We start from the raw sequence: 15,514 nt of genomic DNA, 5'->3' as shown, positions 1-15,514 counted from the left end.
GGCGCATCGCGGATAAATCCGCTCCTACATTTGTTGCAACGTGCCACGGTCTGTCAGGCCATGGTTGTCCGCCTTTGGTGCCCGCCGAGAAATCGCGTCGTACAAAAAAGGCTTACAACCATGGCCTATCAGGCATAGGTACGTTGCAACAAATGTAGGAGCGGATTTATCCGCGATGCGCCGCGCGGGCGGCGCTCGATCTACGCAACACCACAAAACCTCAACCGTACCCCAGCCTCAGAACGCCACCGAAGTCTGCACGTACAAGGTCCGCGGCTCACCCACGTACTTGCCCTTGTTGTTGTCATCGAACGAGCGCGTGTAGTACTCGCGGTTGAACAGGTTCTTCACCCCCACCGCCACTTTCAGGTTCGACAGCTGCGGCCCGAAGTCATACCCGGCGCGGGTGCTCACCAGCATGTAGCCTGGGATGCGCCCGGTGCTGCCATCGGCGCTCTCGGCGCTGGTGTTGGCGTTGTCGGCGTACTGGCTGCTCTGGAAGCTGCCCTCGAGGTTCAGCTGCCACGGCCCCTGGGTATAGCCCACGCCCAGGTTGCCCTTGTGGCGCGACGAGAACGGCACCTGGTTGCCTTTGTTCGGCCCGTCTTCGCGGATGCTGGCGTCGACGAAGGCGTAGCTGGCGTGCACGTCGAAGCCTGCCAGCGCCGGGCTGAGGCCATCGAGGGCATAGCGCACGCTGGTCTCGATGCCCTGGTGGCGGGTTTCGCCGCGGGCGATCACCGAGTCGTTGGTCTGGTTGCTTTCGTACTGGTTGTCGAAGTTGATCAGGAACGCGCCGATCTCGGCCTGCAGGTCGCCGTTGTCGTAGCGAGTACCGACTTCCCAGGTGCGCGCCTTCTCCGGTTTCACCTCGCCGCTGCTGACACGGTTGGGCATCTGGCTGTACTGCACGCTGCCGAACGAGCCTTCGGTGTTGGCGTACAGGTTCCAGCTGTCGGTCAGGTGGTACATCACGTTCAGCGCCGGCAGGGCAGTGTTGTAGCTGCCCTGGTAGCGCTGGCCATTGAGCTTGTTGCTCTGCTCGGAGTCGATCATCTCGTAGCGCACGCCCGGGGTGATGGTCCAGCGGCCGATGTCGATGCGGTCATCCAGGTAGATGGCATGGGCTTCGGTGCTGCCGCGGGTGTCGCGGTCGTTGCGGCTGGCAGTGGTCGGCAGGTTGCCGTTGACCGGCTCGCGATAGCGCAGTTCGTGGCCGGCTTCGTTGACGTAGCGGTAGCCGATGCCCAGTTCGTGCCAGCTCTCGCCCAGCGCCAGGCCTTGCGAGAAGCGGGTCTTGATGCCGCGTACCCAGTACTCGCGCGGCGACAGCGAGACGAAGTTGCCCTGGTCCAGGTAGCCGCTGCGCAGGGTCTTGGTGAAGAAGCTGTTGACGCTGAACTGGCGCTCGTCCTGCTTGTGCTCGTAGCCGAAGTTGAACAGCGTGCGGCGGCCCCAGAACTTGTCCTTCAGGCGCGTCGACTGATACGGGTCGGCGTCGAAGGCGGCGCTGCTCAGGCCGCCGGGCATCTGCGCTTCACCTTCGTAGTACTGGGCCATGGCATGCAGGCTGTTGGCCTGGTCGACCTGCAGCTTGCCCTTGAGGATCAGGTCGTCGATCTGCGTGTCGCTGTGCTCGCGCCAGTCGCCGCCGCGCACGCCCGAGTACAGCAGCGCGCCGCCCAGGCCGTTGTCGTTGGTGCCACCGACCAGCAGGTTGGCGCTGTTCTTCAACCCGTCCTGGCTGGACGACGGGCTGACCTGGTTCTGCATGGCGGCCTTGAAGGTCGCCTGTTGCGGGATGGCGCGGGTGACGAAGTTGACGATGCCGCCGACGTTCTGCGGGCCATAGCGCACGGCACCGCCGCCGCGCACCACGTCCACCGCGTCCATGTTGCCCATGCTGATCGGCGCCAGCGACAGCTGCGGTTGGCCGTAGGGCGCGAAAGGCACCGGTATGCCGTCCATCAGCACGGTCGAGCGCGAGGCCAGGCGCGGGTTGAGGCCGCGAATGCCGAAGTTGAGCGCCAGGTCGTGGCTGCCGGTGCCGTTGTTGTCCGGGGCATTGACGCCGGGGATGCGGTTGAGCACTTCGCGCGCGGTGGTGGCGCCGCTGCGTTCGAACGCCTCGCGGCGCACCACGTCGCGGGCGCCGGGGTGCTCGAAGACGTTGTCCTGCTGGGCCTCGCCCAGCCAGTCGCCGACCACGGTCGAGGCGCCGAGCTCCACGGCGGCGGCGGGTGCCGACGCACCTGCCGGCTGCAGGCTGAAGGCGTTGTCGGCTTCCTGGCGCGCCTGCAGGCCACTGCCACGCAACAGCGCCTCCAGGCCCTGCGCGACCTCGTACTGGCCTTCCAGGCCTTGGCTGGCCAGGCCCTGGGTCAGCTGCGAGCCGAACGAAATCAACGCACCGCTCTCGCGGCCGAACTGGTTCAGGGCATCCTCCAGCGAGCCTGCGCCGATGTGGTAGGTGCGTGCTTCGGCAGCCTGCAGGGCTGGGGTGGCAAGGCCGAGGCTGGTGGCCAGCAGCAGGGCGTGGACGAGCGGGGTAGGGCGCAGGGGCATCGAGCAGGGTCCTGTAAGAAGGGTTCTGCCTTCTCTGTCACGCGAGGTCGGGAAATTGGCTCAGCCGATTGCGAAAAATTTCACACCCGGGCTTCGAGGGTCACCCAGTAGCGGGTGAAGCGCCGCACCCGCACCGGCAACGCCACTTCCAGCATCTGCAAGATCCGCTCGCTGTCATCCAGCGGGTAGGAGCCGGACACCCGCAGGTCCGCGATCGACTCGCTGCACCCCAGCTGCCCCTGGCGATAGCGGCCAAGCTCGGCGAGGAAGTCCCCCAGGCGCATCTGCGAAGCCACCAGCATGCCGTCGACCCAGGCACCACTGTTGCGATCCACCGGCGCGATCGCCTGCCAGCCGAGGGGGGTGAAGCGGGCACGTTGCCCGGCCAGCAGCGCCTGGCCGGCGACACTGGCCTTGCCACTGAACACCGAAACCAGGCTGAAACCCTCGAACTCGCGCACGTTGTAGCGCCCGCTGTCCAGCTGCAGGGCGCCCTGGCCGGTGCGCAGCACCAGCGGCCGTGGGTCATCGAGCACATCCAGGGCCAGTTCGCCCTCGCGCAGCCGCACTTGGCGCTGCTGGCCATCGAAGCGCACATCGGCGGCGCTGCGGGTGTTGAGTTGCAGCACGCTGCCATCGTCCAGCTGCATTCGCCGGCGCTGCCCGAGCGGGCTGCGGTAGTCGGCCATCAGGCCAGGCAGCGGGTTGTGCGACTGCAGGCCAAGGCCCGTGGCGCTGGCCACGCCGAGCAGCAGCAAGGCCTTGAGTGCACGGCGCCGGGCAGGGGACGGCGGGGCCTGCAGGGTGGCATGCACCACTGGCGAGGCAACCCCGCGCAGGCGCTGGTTGACCTGCTGGATATGCGCCCAGGCCCGCTGGTGTTCATGGTCGGCCTGCAACCAGCGCTGCAATGCCTGCTGCTGGGCCGGGTCGAAGTCATCGCCCTGGGACTCGATCAGCCAGTGCACGGCCTGTTCGGCCACCTGTGCGGAAAACGCCATGTTCACAGGGCGAAATAGCAGCGCAAGGCTGCCTTGTTCAGGTAGCGCTTGACCGTGGCCAGGGAAATGCCCAGCTCGCGGGCGATTTCGCTCTGGCCCATGCCATCGACCTGGGCCAGCAGGAACGCACGCTTGACCAGCGGCGCCAAGCCATCGAGCAAACGGTCGAGCTCGAGCAAGGTCTCGAAGATGATCGCCTTCTGCTCTTCACTCGGGGCTACGTGCTCCGGTACCTGGGCCAGCGCCGCGAGGTAGGCGCGCTCCAGTTCCTGGCGGCGCAAGTGGTTGCACAGCACGCGCTTGGCCACGGTGGCGAGGAAGGCGCGGGGCTCGATCAGTTGTGGCGCTTCACGCGCTTGCAGCAGGCGCACATAGGTATCCTGGGCCAGGTCCGCGGCGCTGTGCGGGCAGCCCAGGCGACGGCGCAGCCAGCCGGTCAGCCAGTTGTGATGGGCGTGGTAGAGGCCTTCGACCGTGGAAGAGAGGGCGCTGGGCACCGTGCAGACTCCGGCGCTTGGGTAGCGCAACTGGTAGTAAGAATTGTTCGCATTGTAGTGAGGCGCGTTGTGCTCGGCAATCCTTGCCCGCGAAAGACCGACGGGCAGGCTTTGCTTATGAGAATCCAAATCATTATTATTGCAGCCCCGCATTTTTCCGGACCTTTCGCCATGAAGCGCACTGCCGCCGGGCTTCCCCTCAGCTACCGCCTGGCCGTGACCTCTCGCTGCCTGGCCGCGCTGCTGGGCGGTTACCTGCTGGCATCCATGGCCAGTGTCTGCATCAGCCTGCTGTCGCCGATGGCACGGGTCGACGCGGCCATGACCGGGATGATGCTGTCGTTCGTTTTCTACCTGTTGGCCTTCATCTACTGCTTCGCCTGCCGCAGCGCAGCGCGGGCCTGGCTTGGCGTGCTGCTGCCAAGCCTGCTGCTGGGGGCGCTCAATGGGCTCGCGTACTGGATGAAAACCCCATGAAGGAAGGCTTCCGCCAGGCGATGGCCTGGCTGCACACCTGGGCTGGCCTGATCTTCGGCTGGCTGCTGTTCGCCATCTTCCTCACCGGGACGCTGTCGTACTTCAAGGATGAAATCAGCCACTGGACGCAGCCTGAAATCCGCCCCCATGCCCTCGACCCAGTGGCCAGCCTGGGCTTGGCCCAGCGCTACCTGCAAGCCAATGCCGGGCATGCCGAAAGCTGGATGATCCGCCTGCCCAGTGCCCGCGAGGCGGCGCTGAGCGTGAGCTGGCGCGAGCCCGGCGCTGGGCGCCGTGGCGGCGTCAGCAAGCAGCTCGATGCCCACACCGGGCAGCCGGTCGAGGCGCGTGACAGCCGCGGTGGCGAGTTCTTCTACCGCTTCCATTTCCAGCTGCAGATGCCGCACCCCTGGGGCCGCTGGCTGGCGACCTTCTGTGCGTTCATCATGCTGCTTGGCCTGGTCACCGGCATCATCACCCACAAGAAGATCTTCAAGGAGTTCTTCACCTTCCGCCCCGGCAAGAGCCAGCGTTCGTGGCTGGATGGGCACAACGCGATTGGCGTGCTGGTGCTGCCGTTCCACCTGATGATCAGCTACAGCAGCCTGGTGATCTTCATGTACATGGTCATGCCGGCCAGCATCATGGCCAGCTATGGCGGCAACACCAATGGCTATTTCAACGACCTGTTCGGCCGCGAAGAGGTGCCGAAGCTGGCCAATGCCGCCGCGCCCCTGGTGCCGCTGGCGGCGCTTTACGCCAAGGTGCAGGCGCAGGTGCCCGGCGCGGGCATGGGCTACATCCAGGTCTACAACCCGGGCGACCGCAATGCGCGGGTCAGCTTCACCCAGGCTTCGGCCGACAGCATCGCCTACCAGCGCAGCGCCAACTGGATGTTCGACGGCGCCAGCGGCGAGCTGCTGAGCCAGGGCGCCCCGGAAAGCGCGGCGATGATGACCTCGTTCACCTTCGTCGGCCTGCACATGGGCAACTACGCCGGGCCCTGGTTGCGCTGGCTGTATTTCGTCTTCGGCATCGCCGGCACGGCGGTGATTGGCACCGGCCTGGTGATGTGGCTGGGCAAGCGTCAGCTCAAGCATGCCAAGAGTGAGCGCATGCCCGGCGAGCTACGTTTGGTCGAAGTACTGAACATCGCCAGCATGAGCGGCCTGCTGCTGGCCGTGGCCGCCTTCTTCTGGGCCAACCGGCTGCTGCCCGTGGCCCTGCCCGGGCGCGCCGACTGGGAGGTCAATAGCTTCTTCCTGGCCTGGCTGCTGGCGCTGGTGCATGCCGTGCTGCGCCCGGGGCGCAAAGCCTGGGGCGAGCAACTGGCCCTGGGGGCCGTGGCCTTCACCTTGCTGCCGCTGCTCAACGGCCTGGTCACCGGGCAGGGCTTGAACCATTCACTGGCCGAGGGCGACTGGGCCATGGCCGGGTTCGACCTGACTGCGCTGGGCAGCGGGCTGTTCCTGGCCTGGGCGGCAGGCAAGATGCTGCGCCCGGCAAAGCCTGCGGGCAAACGCGCCCCGCGCGCAGCCAAGGCGGCGATTGATTCGGCCGAGGTGAACGGATGCTGAGCGTTGCCTTGATCGGCTTTGCCGGCTTCGCCGCCCTGTGCCTGGCCATGGGCAAGCACTTCAACGAGCTGCTCGGGCGCAAGCCTGGCCCCGGCCAGTTGCGCCTGTTGCGTGGCCTAGGGTGGCTGCTGCTGGCGCTGTCGCTGATGCTGGCCGTGCACCTGCGTGGCTGGGCCTATGGCCTGGTGGAGTGGCTGGCGGTGCTGATGGCCGGCGTCACCCTGTGGGTGTTCGGCTTGCCCTATCAGCCGCGCCTGCTGCTGGGCCTGGCCGCTGCCAGCCTGGTGCTGGGGCCGTTGCTGGCGGTGTTGCCAGGGTGATGCCTTGATCGAACACGACAGCGACGGCTCCCGCGCGCGCTTCGTCCAGGTGTTCATGGCCCAGCGTGCGCGCATGGAGGCGCTGGTCAGCCGCCGGGTCGGCTGCCGCGCCACGGCCTCGGACCTGGTGCAGGAGTTGTTCCTGCGCTTCTGGCGGCGCCCGCAGGTCAAGGTCGAGGCCCTCGACACCTACCTGCTGCGCTGCGCCGGCAACCTGGCCATCGACCACCTGCGCAGCGAAGGCAGCCGCGAGCGGGTGGCCGAGGCCGCGATTTTGCTCGACCAGGACGCCGCAGGGCCGGCGCCGGAGCAGGCGCTGGAAATCGACCATGACCTGCAGCGCATCGAGGCCGCGCTGCGCGCCTTGCCTGAACGCACCCGGCAGATCTTTCTGCTCAACCGCGTGCATGGCTGCAAGTACGGCGAGATCGCCAAGGTCATGCAGCTGTCCCAGAGCGCTGTGGAAAAGCATATGATGCGCGCCCTCGAAGCGTGCAAGGCGAGTGTTGCCGAGCCCGCTGTTTCCACGCGCCGGCCAGGGAGCGCCCGTCGATGAGCCACCCACACCCGATCACCGCTGAGCACTGGCTGAGCCGGATCATCGACCAGCCCGAGGTTGCCCACAGCGCGGCCTTCAAGCGCTGGCTGCTGGCCGACCCGCAGCATCGCCAGGCCTATGACCAGGCCCAGGCTGCGTGGCAGCTCAGCGCCGCGCCGGCGGCGCGCCTGGCGGAAGAAGAACAGGCGGGTTTGCAGCAGTATCTGGCTGCCATGGCCAGGCCGCCGGCGCGCAAGCCCTGGCTGCGGGCTCTGGCCACGGCCGCCTGCCTGGCACTGGCGGTAGGCGTGGCGGGCGGCTGGCACCCTGGGCATTGGCTGCAGGATTTGCGAGCCGATTATCGCAGCGGCGAGGCGGTGCGCCAGGTGACGCTGGCAGACCAGTCGCAAGTGACCCTGGACGCTGGCAGCGCCATCGCGGTCGATTTCCAGCAGGGCGAGCGCCGCGTGCGGCTGCTGCATGGCGCTGCGTTCTTCCAGGTCTCGCACACCGGCGAGCCGTTCGTGGTGGAAGCTGCGGGCGGTGAAGTGCGCGTGCTGGGTACCCAGTTCGAAGTGCGCGACCACGGCGCGGGGGCGCAAGTGACGGTGCGCAGCGGGCGCGTGGCCGTGGCTGCGGCGCAGGGCCAAGTGCCCAGTGAGCTGACGGCCAATCAGCAACTGGGCTACGCCGATGGCCGCGCAGGTGCGGTGCAGGCGGTGGACAGCGACAGTCGGCTGGCCTGGCGCCAGGGCTGGCTGAATTACTACCAGGTGCCGCTGGCGCAGGTGGTCGAGGACCTGGGGCGCTACTACCCAGGGCGGATCGTGCTGCTCGATGGCGAGCTGGGGCAGCGCAAGGTCAGCGGCAGCTTCCCGGTGCAGGAGCCCCTGTTGGCGCTGGATTCGCTGGGCAAGGTGGTGGGCTTTTCGCGCCAGACCGTATTGGGGCGGTTGACCGTCATCAAGTAGTGGCTGTACCGGCCTCATCGCCGGCAAGCCGGCTCCCACAGGTTCTATGCAAGCCTTGTGGGGCTCTTACAGGTTCTGTGCAAGCCTTGTGGGAGCCGGCTTGCCGGCGATGAGGCCGGCACCGCCAAAAAAATTTCAGAAGGCGGGTGAGGTAACAGGACGTGACATCCGTGTAATGAGTGGAAGTGCGATTCATTCGCAGTAATAACCCTCTCACAGGTCAGCGTCCATGAAGTTCTCCTCGCGTTGCGTCCCTTTCTGGCTCGGTCTTTCCGTCTGCCCGGCCATGCTCATCGCCCCCCAGGCGCTGGCCGCCGAACAGGTGCAGGTGTATGCCTTCGCCCAGCCCAGCCAACCCCTGGCCCAGGCACTCAACGCCTTCAGTCGCAGCAGTGGCCAGAGCGTGGTCTACACCCTGGAACTGCCAGCCGTGCAGGCGCCCGCCCTGCAGGGCTCGTTCAGCGCCGAGCAGGCCCTGCAGCAACTGCTGGGCAACGCCGGCCTGACCTGGCGCCGGGTCGATGCGCGCACCCTGACCCTGGAACCTGTAGACACCTCCGGCGCCCTCAACCTGCAAGCCACCACGGTGACCTCGCAGATGGACAGCTACAGCTACCAGCCCCCGGCCAGCGCGTCGATCATGCGTGGCCAGGGCCCGAACCAGGACATCCCCCAGGCCATCAACGTGGTGCCGGCCCAGGTCATCCGCGACCAGGCGCCGCGCAACCTGGACGACGCGTTGTACAACGTCAGCGGCATCACCCAGGGCAACAACTTCGGCGGCACGTCGGACACCGTCATGAAGCGCGGCTTCGGCGACAACCGCGACGGCTCGATCATGCGCGACGGCATGCCGATCGTGCAGGGCCGCAGCCTCAACGCCAGCACCGAGCGGGTCGAAGTGCTCAAGGGCCCGGCCTCGCTGCTGTATGGCATCCAGGACCCGGGCGGGGTGATCAACGTGGTCAGCAAGCGCCCGCAACTGCAGCAGTACAACGCCCTCACCCTGCGCGGCTCCACCTACGGCAGCGGCAAGAACGGCAGTGGCGGCGGCTTCGACAGCACCGGCGCGCTGGGCGACAGCCCGCTGGCCTACCGCTTGATCGTCGACCACGAAGACGAAGACTACTGGCGCAATTTCGGCGTGCACCGCGAGTCGCTGGTGGCACCCTCGCTGGCCTGGCTCGGCGAGGACACCCAGGTGGTGCTGGCCTACGAGCACCGCGAGTTCCTCTACCCGTTCGACCGCGGCACCGCCTTCGGCAGCAACGGCCACCCGCTGGACATCCCGGCGACCCGGCGCCTGGACGAGCCTTTCAACGACATGGAAGGGCGCTCCGACCTCTACCGCCTGGAGCTCGACCACCAGCTCGCCGATGACTGGAAGCTGCATTTTGGCTACAGCTTCAACCGCGAAACCTACGATGCCAGCCAGGTCCGCGTCACCGGCGTGAACGAGGCCAAGGGCACGCTCACGCGCAGCATCGACGGCACCCACAACGCCATGAGCCGCGACCAGTTCGCCACTTTGAGCCTCAATGGCAACGTGCAACTGGCCGGCATGCAGCACGACCTGCTGTTCGGCGTCGACCACGAAGACCGCAAGATCTTTCGCGGCGACCTGATCCGCCAGACGGCGCGCTCGACCTTCAGCTACCAGCAACCGATCTACGGCCAGGAAGTGGAAGGCAGCACGGTACGCGCCAGCGACAGCGACCAGACCGACAAGCTGCGCACCGACGCGCTGTTCGTGCAGGACGCCCTGCACCTGGACGAGCACTGGATCGTCGTGGCCGGCGCGCGCTACCAGCAATACGACCAGTACGCCGGCCGCGGCCGCCCGTTCAAGGCCAACACCGACAGCAGCGGCCAGGCCTGGGTGCCGCACGCAGGCATCGTCTACAAGGTGGACGATCAGCTGTCGTTCTATGGCAGCTACAGCGAGTCGTTCAAGCCCAACTCCAGCATCGCGCCATTGACCGGCGGGCTGGTGCTCGATTCCTCGATTGCGCCGGAGGAGGGCAAGTCGTGGGAACTGGGGGCCAAGCTGGACATGCCGGGCAGCCTGACCGGTACGCTGGCGCTGTTCGACATCACCAAGCAGAACGTGCTGGTCGCCAACTTCGACACCGGCACCGGCGAGACGCTGTACAGCAATGCCGGCGAGGTCAGCTCACGCGGCGTCGAGCTCGACTTGACCGGGCAGCTCAGCGAGCGCTGGAGCCTGATCGGCAGCTATGCCTACACCGATGCCAAGGTGACCAAGGACCCGGACCTGGAGGGCAACCGCCTGCAGAACGTGGCAAGGCACAGCGGCTCGCTGTCGGCGGTGTATGACTTCGGCAGCCTGTTCGGCGGCGATCGCCTGCGCTTTGGCGCCGGGGCGCGCTATGTGGGCGAGCGGCCGGGCAACTCGACCAACACCTTCGACCTGCCCAGCTATACCGTGGCCGATGCGTTCGCCAGCTACGAAACCAAGCTGGACGAGCACAATGTGCGCCTGCAGTTGAACGTGAAGAACCTGTTCGACAAGGTCTACTACAGCTCGGCGGTGAACCAGTACTTCGTGGCCATTGGCGATGCGCGGCAGGTGAGCCTGAGCAGTACGTTCGAGTTCTAGCGGCAGAGGGAGAGGGTTCTTGCGACGCCTATGACGGGTAAGGCGCCGCAAGCGGCCAACGGTTGTCACTCAGTCATCATTGAAAATGAACTGGCCGTTGGAAAACTCGAAACCTTCGTTGTTGCTCGCCTGATAGCGGAGGGTCAGTTTCTTGCCCACTCGGGTGAGCGTCACGTTGCCATTGAAATCACTCCAGAAGCGCAGGCGGCTGCCATTGTGGAGCGATCCAGCCATCGTGGCGCGTTCTTTATCGCCGTCGTATTCGCTGAGCGGGATGATTCTGAGGCTCGAGCTCCCATCAGAGGTTGGAATTTTTACCGTTGGGATATTCAGCGAAATCCATTCCTGGGTGTTCAGGTCCGCAGCGAATTGAATGTGATCTCCTGAGGAGTTTGGGGTGGCCCAGGGTGTACCTTCGTTGTAGGTCTTTTTAGGCAGAGCTGGGTGTGCCAGATCAACGGTGAAACTGTCGGACGCATTCAATTTAAGCGGCCGGGCTGGCTTCTTTTCAAAGTCCTTGGGGTTGAACGCTTTGTTATTCATACGGACTCCCTGCGTTGCCATCAGCAACGGTCATTGGTGTCCGGGCAGCGTAAGTTAGGAGCGTTTGGGCGTGCTACTGACAGAATTATCAGGTACCCACTGGGTATTAATGGCCAGGTGAGGTGCGTTATTTCTGCCTGTGCGCGTTGGAAAGTGCCGATCGATAATCCCCCGGTGTCGCCCCCAGGGCCTGGCGGAAGCGATTGCTGAAATGGCTTGCGCTGGCGAACCCGCACAGCAGCGCCACCTGGCCTAGCGGCAATTGGCCCAGGCGCAACAGCCGACACGCCAGCTGCAGCCGCCGAGCGAGCAGGTACTGGTGCGGCGGCACGCCGAAGCTTGCGCGGAACATGCGCGCAAAGTGGTATTCGGACAGGTTGCAGCGCAAGGCCAGCTCACCCAGGGTGATCGGCTGGTCCAGGTGCGCCTCGATGTAATCGACCAGTTGCCGGCGCAGGTTCGGCGCCAGCCCGCCCTTCAGGCGCAGGCCCTGGCGCAGGCCCACTTGGCCGAGCAGCGCATGATCGACGATCTCCTGCGCCAGGCTGCTGGCCAGCAGCCGTTCGGCAGGCTCGTCCCAGTCCAGGGTGATGAGCTGGCGGAAGCGCACGGATTGCTGCGGGTCGTCCAGGAAGGTCGCCTCTTGCAGCTGCACCTCCCGTGGCTCACGGTCGAGCAGGCGCACGCAGCCCAGGGCGAACTGCGCCTCGCTGATGTACAGGTGGGCCAGGCGGATCGAGCCGTTGACCACCCAGTTCGATTCCTGGCCGGCCGGCATGATGCACAGCTTGTTGGGCGCGCCCTTGTCGGCAGGGCGCTGGCGGCGGTGGGTGCCGGTGCCGTCGGCGATGTAGCAGGACAGCGTGTGGTGGCTCGGCGCCTGGTAGTCGCGGGCGTCGTCGCGGTTGCTCCACAGCGCGGCTGCCAGGCCGTCGCCCAGGTGCGCGCTGTGCTCCAGCCGCGCGTGGGGCGAGGCGTGCATGGCGTTGAACACTTGCAGCTGGCTGAGTGGGGTCATCGGCGATTCCTCTGACGGCCATCGTACTGCTACTGGGCCCGGGTGGCAGCAGGCGTTGCGAGAAAACAGCAAGAATGTGCAAGCGCGAAGTGCAGGCCCGGGGAAGACTGGGGGCTCTGGCGAGGGCTGCGCCCTCGATCGCCGGCAAGCCGGCTCCTACAGGCTTGTGGGAGCCGGCTTGCCGGCGATGGGCCGCAAAGCGGCCCCGTGGTCGAACATCCTAGGAGCCCCACCGATGAATCTCTCCCTGTACCTGCTGACCGTGCTGATCTGGGGCACGACGTGGATCGCCTTGAAACTGCAACTGGGCGTGGTCGCGATCCCGGTGTCGATCGTCTACCGCTTCGCCCTGGCCGGGCTGATCCTGTTTGCCATGCTCCTGCTCACCCGGCGCCTGCAGCCGATGAACCGGCGTGGCCACCTGATCTGCCTGGCCCAGGGCGTGTGCCTGTTCTGCGTCAACTTCATGTGCTTTCTCACGGCCAGCCAGTGGATCGCCAGCGGCCTGATCGCCGTGGTGTTCTCCACCGCCACGTTGTGGAATGCGCTCAATGCCCGGGTGTTCTTCGGCCAGAAGATCGCCAGCAACGTCCTGGGTGGCGGTGCGCTGGGCCTGCTGGGCCTGGGCCTGCTGTTCTGGCCGGAGCTGGCACACCACACGGCGAGCCGCGAAACGCTGTACGGGTTGGGCCTGGCGCTGCTCGGCACCCTGTGCTTCTCGGCCGGCAACATGCTGTCGAGCATGCAGCAGAAGGCCGGGCTCAAGCCGATGACCACCAATGCCTGGGGCATGGTCTATGGCGCGGCGATGCTGGCCGGCTATTGCGTGGTCAGTGGCGTGCCGTTCGCCATGGAGTGGAATGCGCGCTACATCGGTTCGCTGATGTACCTGGTGATCCCCGGTTCGGTGATCGGCTTCACCGCCTACCTGACCCTGGTCGGGCGCATGGGGCCGGAACGGGCGGCCTATTGCACGGTGCTGTTCCCGCTGGTGGCGTTGAATGTGTCGGCGTTTGCCGAGGGGTACCAGTGGACGGCACCGGCGCTGCTGGGGCTGGTGGCGGTGATGGCGGGGAATGTGCTGGTGTTTCGCAAGCCCAGGGAGGCGGTGAAGGTGGGCGTGGTGCTGGCCAAGTAGGGAGTGTTTGCCTTTACCGGCCCTATCGCCGGCAAGCCGGCTCCCACAGGTACAGCGCAATCACCTGTGGGAGCCGGCTTGCCGGCGATAGGGCCGGTACAGCCATCAAAGAACGGTCAGCCCTTCCACACCTGCGGGTTCACCAGGTCCCGCGGCCGCTCACCCAGCAGCGCCGCACGCAGGTTGTCCATCGCCCGGTTGGCCATGGCCTCGCGGGTTTCGGCCGTCGCCGAGCCGATGTGCGGCAAGGTCAGCGCATTGGGTAGCTGGAACAGCGGCGATTGGCTCAGCGGCTCCTTCTCGTACACGTCCAGGCCCGCGCCGCGAAGGGTGCCGTTGCGCAGTGCCTCGACCAGCGCCGCCTCGTCGACCACCGGGCCGCGGGCAATGTTGATCAAAAAGGCGCTGGGCTTCATCAGTTTGAGCTCCCGCGCGCCGATCAGCTTGCGCGTGGCCTCCGACAGCGGCACCACGATGCAGACGAAATCGGCTTCGGCCAGCAACTGCTCGAGGCTGCGGTACTGCGCGCCGAGTTCCTGCTCCAGCGCGGCCTTGCGGCTGTTGCCGGCATACAGCACCTGCATGTTGAAACCAAAACGGCCACGGCGGGCGATGGCCGCGCCGATGTTGCCCAGGCCGACGATGCCCAGGGTCTTGCCATGCACATCGGTGCCAAAGTGCGCCGGGCCGACGGTGGCCTGCCACTGGCCGGCCTTGGTCCAGGCATCGAGCTCGGCGGTGCGCCGGGCGCAGCCCATGATCAGTGCGAAGCCAAGGTCCGCGGTGCTTTCGGTGAGCACGTCGGGGGTGTTGGTGAGGGCGATGCCGCGCTCGTTGAAGTAGTCCAGGTCGTAGTTGTCGTAACCCACCGAGACGCTGGACACCACCTCCAGCCTGGCCGCGCCTTCGAGCTGCGCGCGGCCGAGCTTGCGGCCCACGCCGATCAGGCCGTGGGCCTCGGGCAGAGCTTCGTTGAACTGGGCATTGATGTCGCCGAGTTTCGGGTTCGGCAGGATCACGTTGAAGTCTTGCTGCAGGCGCTCGGCCATGGCCGGGGTGATACGGCTGAAGGCCAGGACGGTCTTTTTCATCGGGCAACTTCTCTGCAAGGCGGGGTGGGGGCAACGATGGTTAGCAACCTACCATTGTCCACCACCGCAATGCAGCAGCTTTTTCAGTTGGCGATCAGCAGCTCGTGGGTTTTCAGGTCGGCCTCATGGGCCGCGAGGATTTCCGGCAGCGAGTTGCGCAGGTATTCGACCCAGGTCTTGATCTTGGCATCCAGGTACTGGCGCGAGGGGTAGATGGCATACAGGTTCAGCTCCTGCAGGCGGTAGTCGGGCATCACCCGCACCAGGCTGCCATCGCGCAGCCCGTCGATGGCCGAATAGATCGGCAGCACACCCATGCCCATGCCGCTGCGGATCGCGGTTTTCATCGCATCGGCGGAGTTGACCTGGAACGGCGAGCTGGTGATGTTGACCAGCTCCTGCCCCTCGGGGCCATCGAACAGCCACTTCTCCAGCGGAATCACCGGGCTGACCATGCGCAGGCAGGCATGCTGGAGCAGGTCCAGCGGCTTGTTGGCAAAGCCATGCCGGGCCACGTACTCAGGCGATGCGCAGACGATGCTGTAGGTGATGCCCAGGCGCTGCGAGACGAAGCCTGAGTCCGGCAGCTCGGTGGCCAGCACGATGGACACGTCGTAGCCCTCGTCGAGCAGGTCGGGCACGCGGTTGGCCATGGTCAGGTCGAAGGTGACGTCCGGGTGCGACTCGCGGTAGCGGGCGATGGCATCGACCACGAAATGCTGGCCGACCCCGGTCATCGAGTGCACCTTCAGCTGCCCGGCAGGCCGGGCATGGGCGTCGCTGGCCTCGGCTTCGGCTTCTTCCACATAGGTAAGAATCTGTTCGCAGCGCATCAGGTAGCGCTTGCCTGCCTCGGTCAGCGCGATGCGCCGGGTGGTGCGGTTGAGCAGCCGGGTTTGCAGATGGGCTTCCAGGTTGGAGACCGCCCGCGACACGTTCGCGGTGGTGGTATCGAGTTGCGCCGCGGCGGCGGTGAAGCTGCCGAGCTGGGCTACGCAACTGAAAGCACGCATGTTTTGCAGGGTGTCCATGGGTCACTCTCAAGATAGAGGACAAAATTGTGTCACGAAGTTACTTCAAAAGAACGAAAAGTTGCCTTCGACCAAAGCCGGATTATCGCTGTTTCGGTAACAAAGATTCGCAGGAATCTGCGCTTAT

The 15,514-nt window shown here is 65.9% G+C and carries 14 protein-coding genes; 7 read left to right on the top strand and 7 right to left on the bottom strand.

Translation table 11 applies throughout. The annotated features are described in order from the left end of the window. Positions 1 to 237: 237 nt before the first annotated feature. The 3 genes from fecA to ACIPG5_RS13640 all read right to left on the bottom strand — a co-directional run bounded on the left by fecA (position 238) and on the right by ACIPG5_RS13640 (position 4,063). Positions 238 to 2,565, bottom strand: a complete 2,328-nt coding sequence (gene fecA, locus ACIPG5_RS13650) for a TonB-dependent Fe(3+) dicitrate receptor FecA (RefSeq protein ID WP_401375568.1) — start codon at positions 2,563 to 2,565, stop codon at positions 238 to 240. A gap of 80 nt (positions 2,566 to 2,645) precedes the next feature. Beyond that, the gene (locus tag ACIPG5_RS13645; RefSeq protein WP_401375566.1) at positions 2,646 to 3,572 is read right to left on the bottom strand and encodes a FecR domain-containing protein; all 927 of its coding nucleotides are present in this window, start codon (positions 3,570 to 3,572) and stop codon (positions 2,646 to 2,648) included. Next, on the bottom strand, positions 3,569 to 4,063 hold the full coding sequence (locus ACIPG5_RS13640) for a sigma-70 family RNA polymerase sigma factor (RefSeq protein WP_401375563.1): 495 nt from the start codon (positions 4,061 to 4,063) through the stop codon (positions 3,569 to 3,571). The genes ACIPG5_RS13645 and ACIPG5_RS13640 overlap by 4 nt, the downstream gene beginning before the upstream one ends. 171 nt (positions 4,064 to 4,234) lie before the next feature. On the opposite strand from ACIPG5_RS13640, the gene ACIPG5_RS13635 reads away from it, so the two are divergent. From ACIPG5_RS13635 to ACIPG5_RS13610, 6 genes are all read left to right on the top strand, one after another. After that, a complete protein-coding gene (locus ACIPG5_RS13635; protein ID WP_176517710.1) occupies positions 4,235 to 4,540 on the top strand; it encodes a DUF3649 domain-containing protein in 306 nt (101 codons plus the stop codon). Beyond that, positions 4,537 to 6,117: a PepSY-associated TM helix domain-containing protein gene (locus ACIPG5_RS13630; RefSeq protein WP_401375560.1), complete on the top strand. Its 1,581-nt coding sequence runs from the start codon at positions 4,537 to 4,539 to the stop codon at positions 6,115 to 6,117. The genes ACIPG5_RS13635 and ACIPG5_RS13630 overlap by 4 nt, the downstream gene beginning before the upstream one ends. Then, positions 6,111 to 6,437, top strand: a complete 327-nt coding sequence (locus ACIPG5_RS13625; RefSeq protein ID WP_401375557.1) for a DUF3325 domain-containing protein — start codon at positions 6,111 to 6,113, stop codon at positions 6,435 to 6,437. The genes ACIPG5_RS13630 and ACIPG5_RS13625 overlap by 7 nt, the downstream gene beginning before the upstream one ends. A 55-nt stretch (positions 6,438 to 6,492) precedes the next feature. Further along, positions 6,493 to 6,993: an RNA polymerase sigma factor gene (locus ACIPG5_RS13620; RefSeq protein WP_401375580.1), complete on the top strand. Its 501-nt coding sequence runs from the start codon at positions 6,493 to 6,495 to the stop codon at positions 6,991 to 6,993. Continuing rightward, the gene (locus tag ACIPG5_RS13615) at positions 6,990 to 7,946 is read left to right on the top strand and encodes a FecR family protein (protein ID WP_401375555.1); all 957 of its coding nucleotides are present in this window, start codon (positions 6,990 to 6,992) and stop codon (positions 7,944 to 7,946) included. The genes ACIPG5_RS13620 and ACIPG5_RS13615 overlap by 4 nt, the downstream gene beginning before the upstream one ends. A gap of 229 nt (positions 7,947 to 8,175) precedes the next feature. Continuing rightward, on the top strand, positions 8,176 to 10,566 hold the full coding sequence (locus ACIPG5_RS13610; RefSeq protein ID WP_314615670.1) for a TonB-dependent receptor: 2,391 nt from the start codon (positions 8,176 to 8,178) through the stop codon (positions 10,564 to 10,566). Positions 10,567 to 10,635: 69 nt separating this feature from the next. Here ACIPG5_RS13610 and ACIPG5_RS13605 read toward each other — a convergent pair whose 3' ends face one another. Both ACIPG5_RS13605 and ACIPG5_RS13600 read right to left on the bottom strand, forming a co-directional pair. Continuing rightward, entirely contained in the window at positions 10,636 to 11,109 is a 474-nt protein-coding gene (locus ACIPG5_RS13605) for a hypothetical protein (protein WP_401375552.1), read from the bottom strand. Positions 11,110 to 11,236: 127 nt separating this feature from the next. Next, complete coding sequence (locus ACIPG5_RS13600) at positions 11,237 to 12,127, bottom strand: helix-turn-helix domain-containing protein (protein ID WP_401375549.1); 891 nt, start codon at positions 12,125 to 12,127, stop codon at positions 11,237 to 11,239. A 235-nt stretch (positions 12,128 to 12,362) separates the two neighbouring features. On the opposite strand from ACIPG5_RS13600, the gene ACIPG5_RS13595 reads away from it, so the two are divergent. Beyond that, on the top strand, positions 12,363 to 13,265 hold the full coding sequence (locus tag ACIPG5_RS13595) for a DMT family transporter (RefSeq protein ID WP_401375546.1): 903 nt from the start codon (positions 12,363 to 12,365) through the stop codon (positions 13,263 to 13,265). Positions 13,266 to 13,381: 116 nt separating this feature from the next. On the opposite strand, the gene ACIPG5_RS13590 is transcribed toward ACIPG5_RS13595, so the two are convergent. Continuing rightward, entirely contained in the window at positions 13,382 to 14,356 is a 975-nt protein-coding gene (locus ACIPG5_RS13590) for a D-glycerate dehydrogenase (protein ID WP_176517719.1), read from the bottom strand. A gap of 83 nt (positions 14,357 to 14,439) precedes the next feature. Beyond that, positions 14,440 to 15,387 (bottom strand): LysR family transcriptional regulator, encoded by a 948-nt coding sequence (locus ACIPG5_RS13585; protein WP_176517720.1) that lies wholly within the window; start codon positions 15,385 to 15,387, stop codon positions 14,440 to 14,442. Between the last annotated feature and the right edge of the window lie 127 nt (positions 15,388 to 15,514).

Source organism: Pseudomonas sp. NPDC087029 (genome assembly GCF_044745345.1).
In the GTDB taxonomy this organism is placed as follows: domain Bacteria; phylum Pseudomonadota; class Gammaproteobacteria; order Pseudomonadales; family Pseudomonadaceae; genus Aquipseudomonas; species Aquipseudomonas faucium.
The sequence above is the reverse complement of the archived record's forward strand: the minus strand, read 5'-3'. Positions and strand labels throughout refer to the sequence as shown.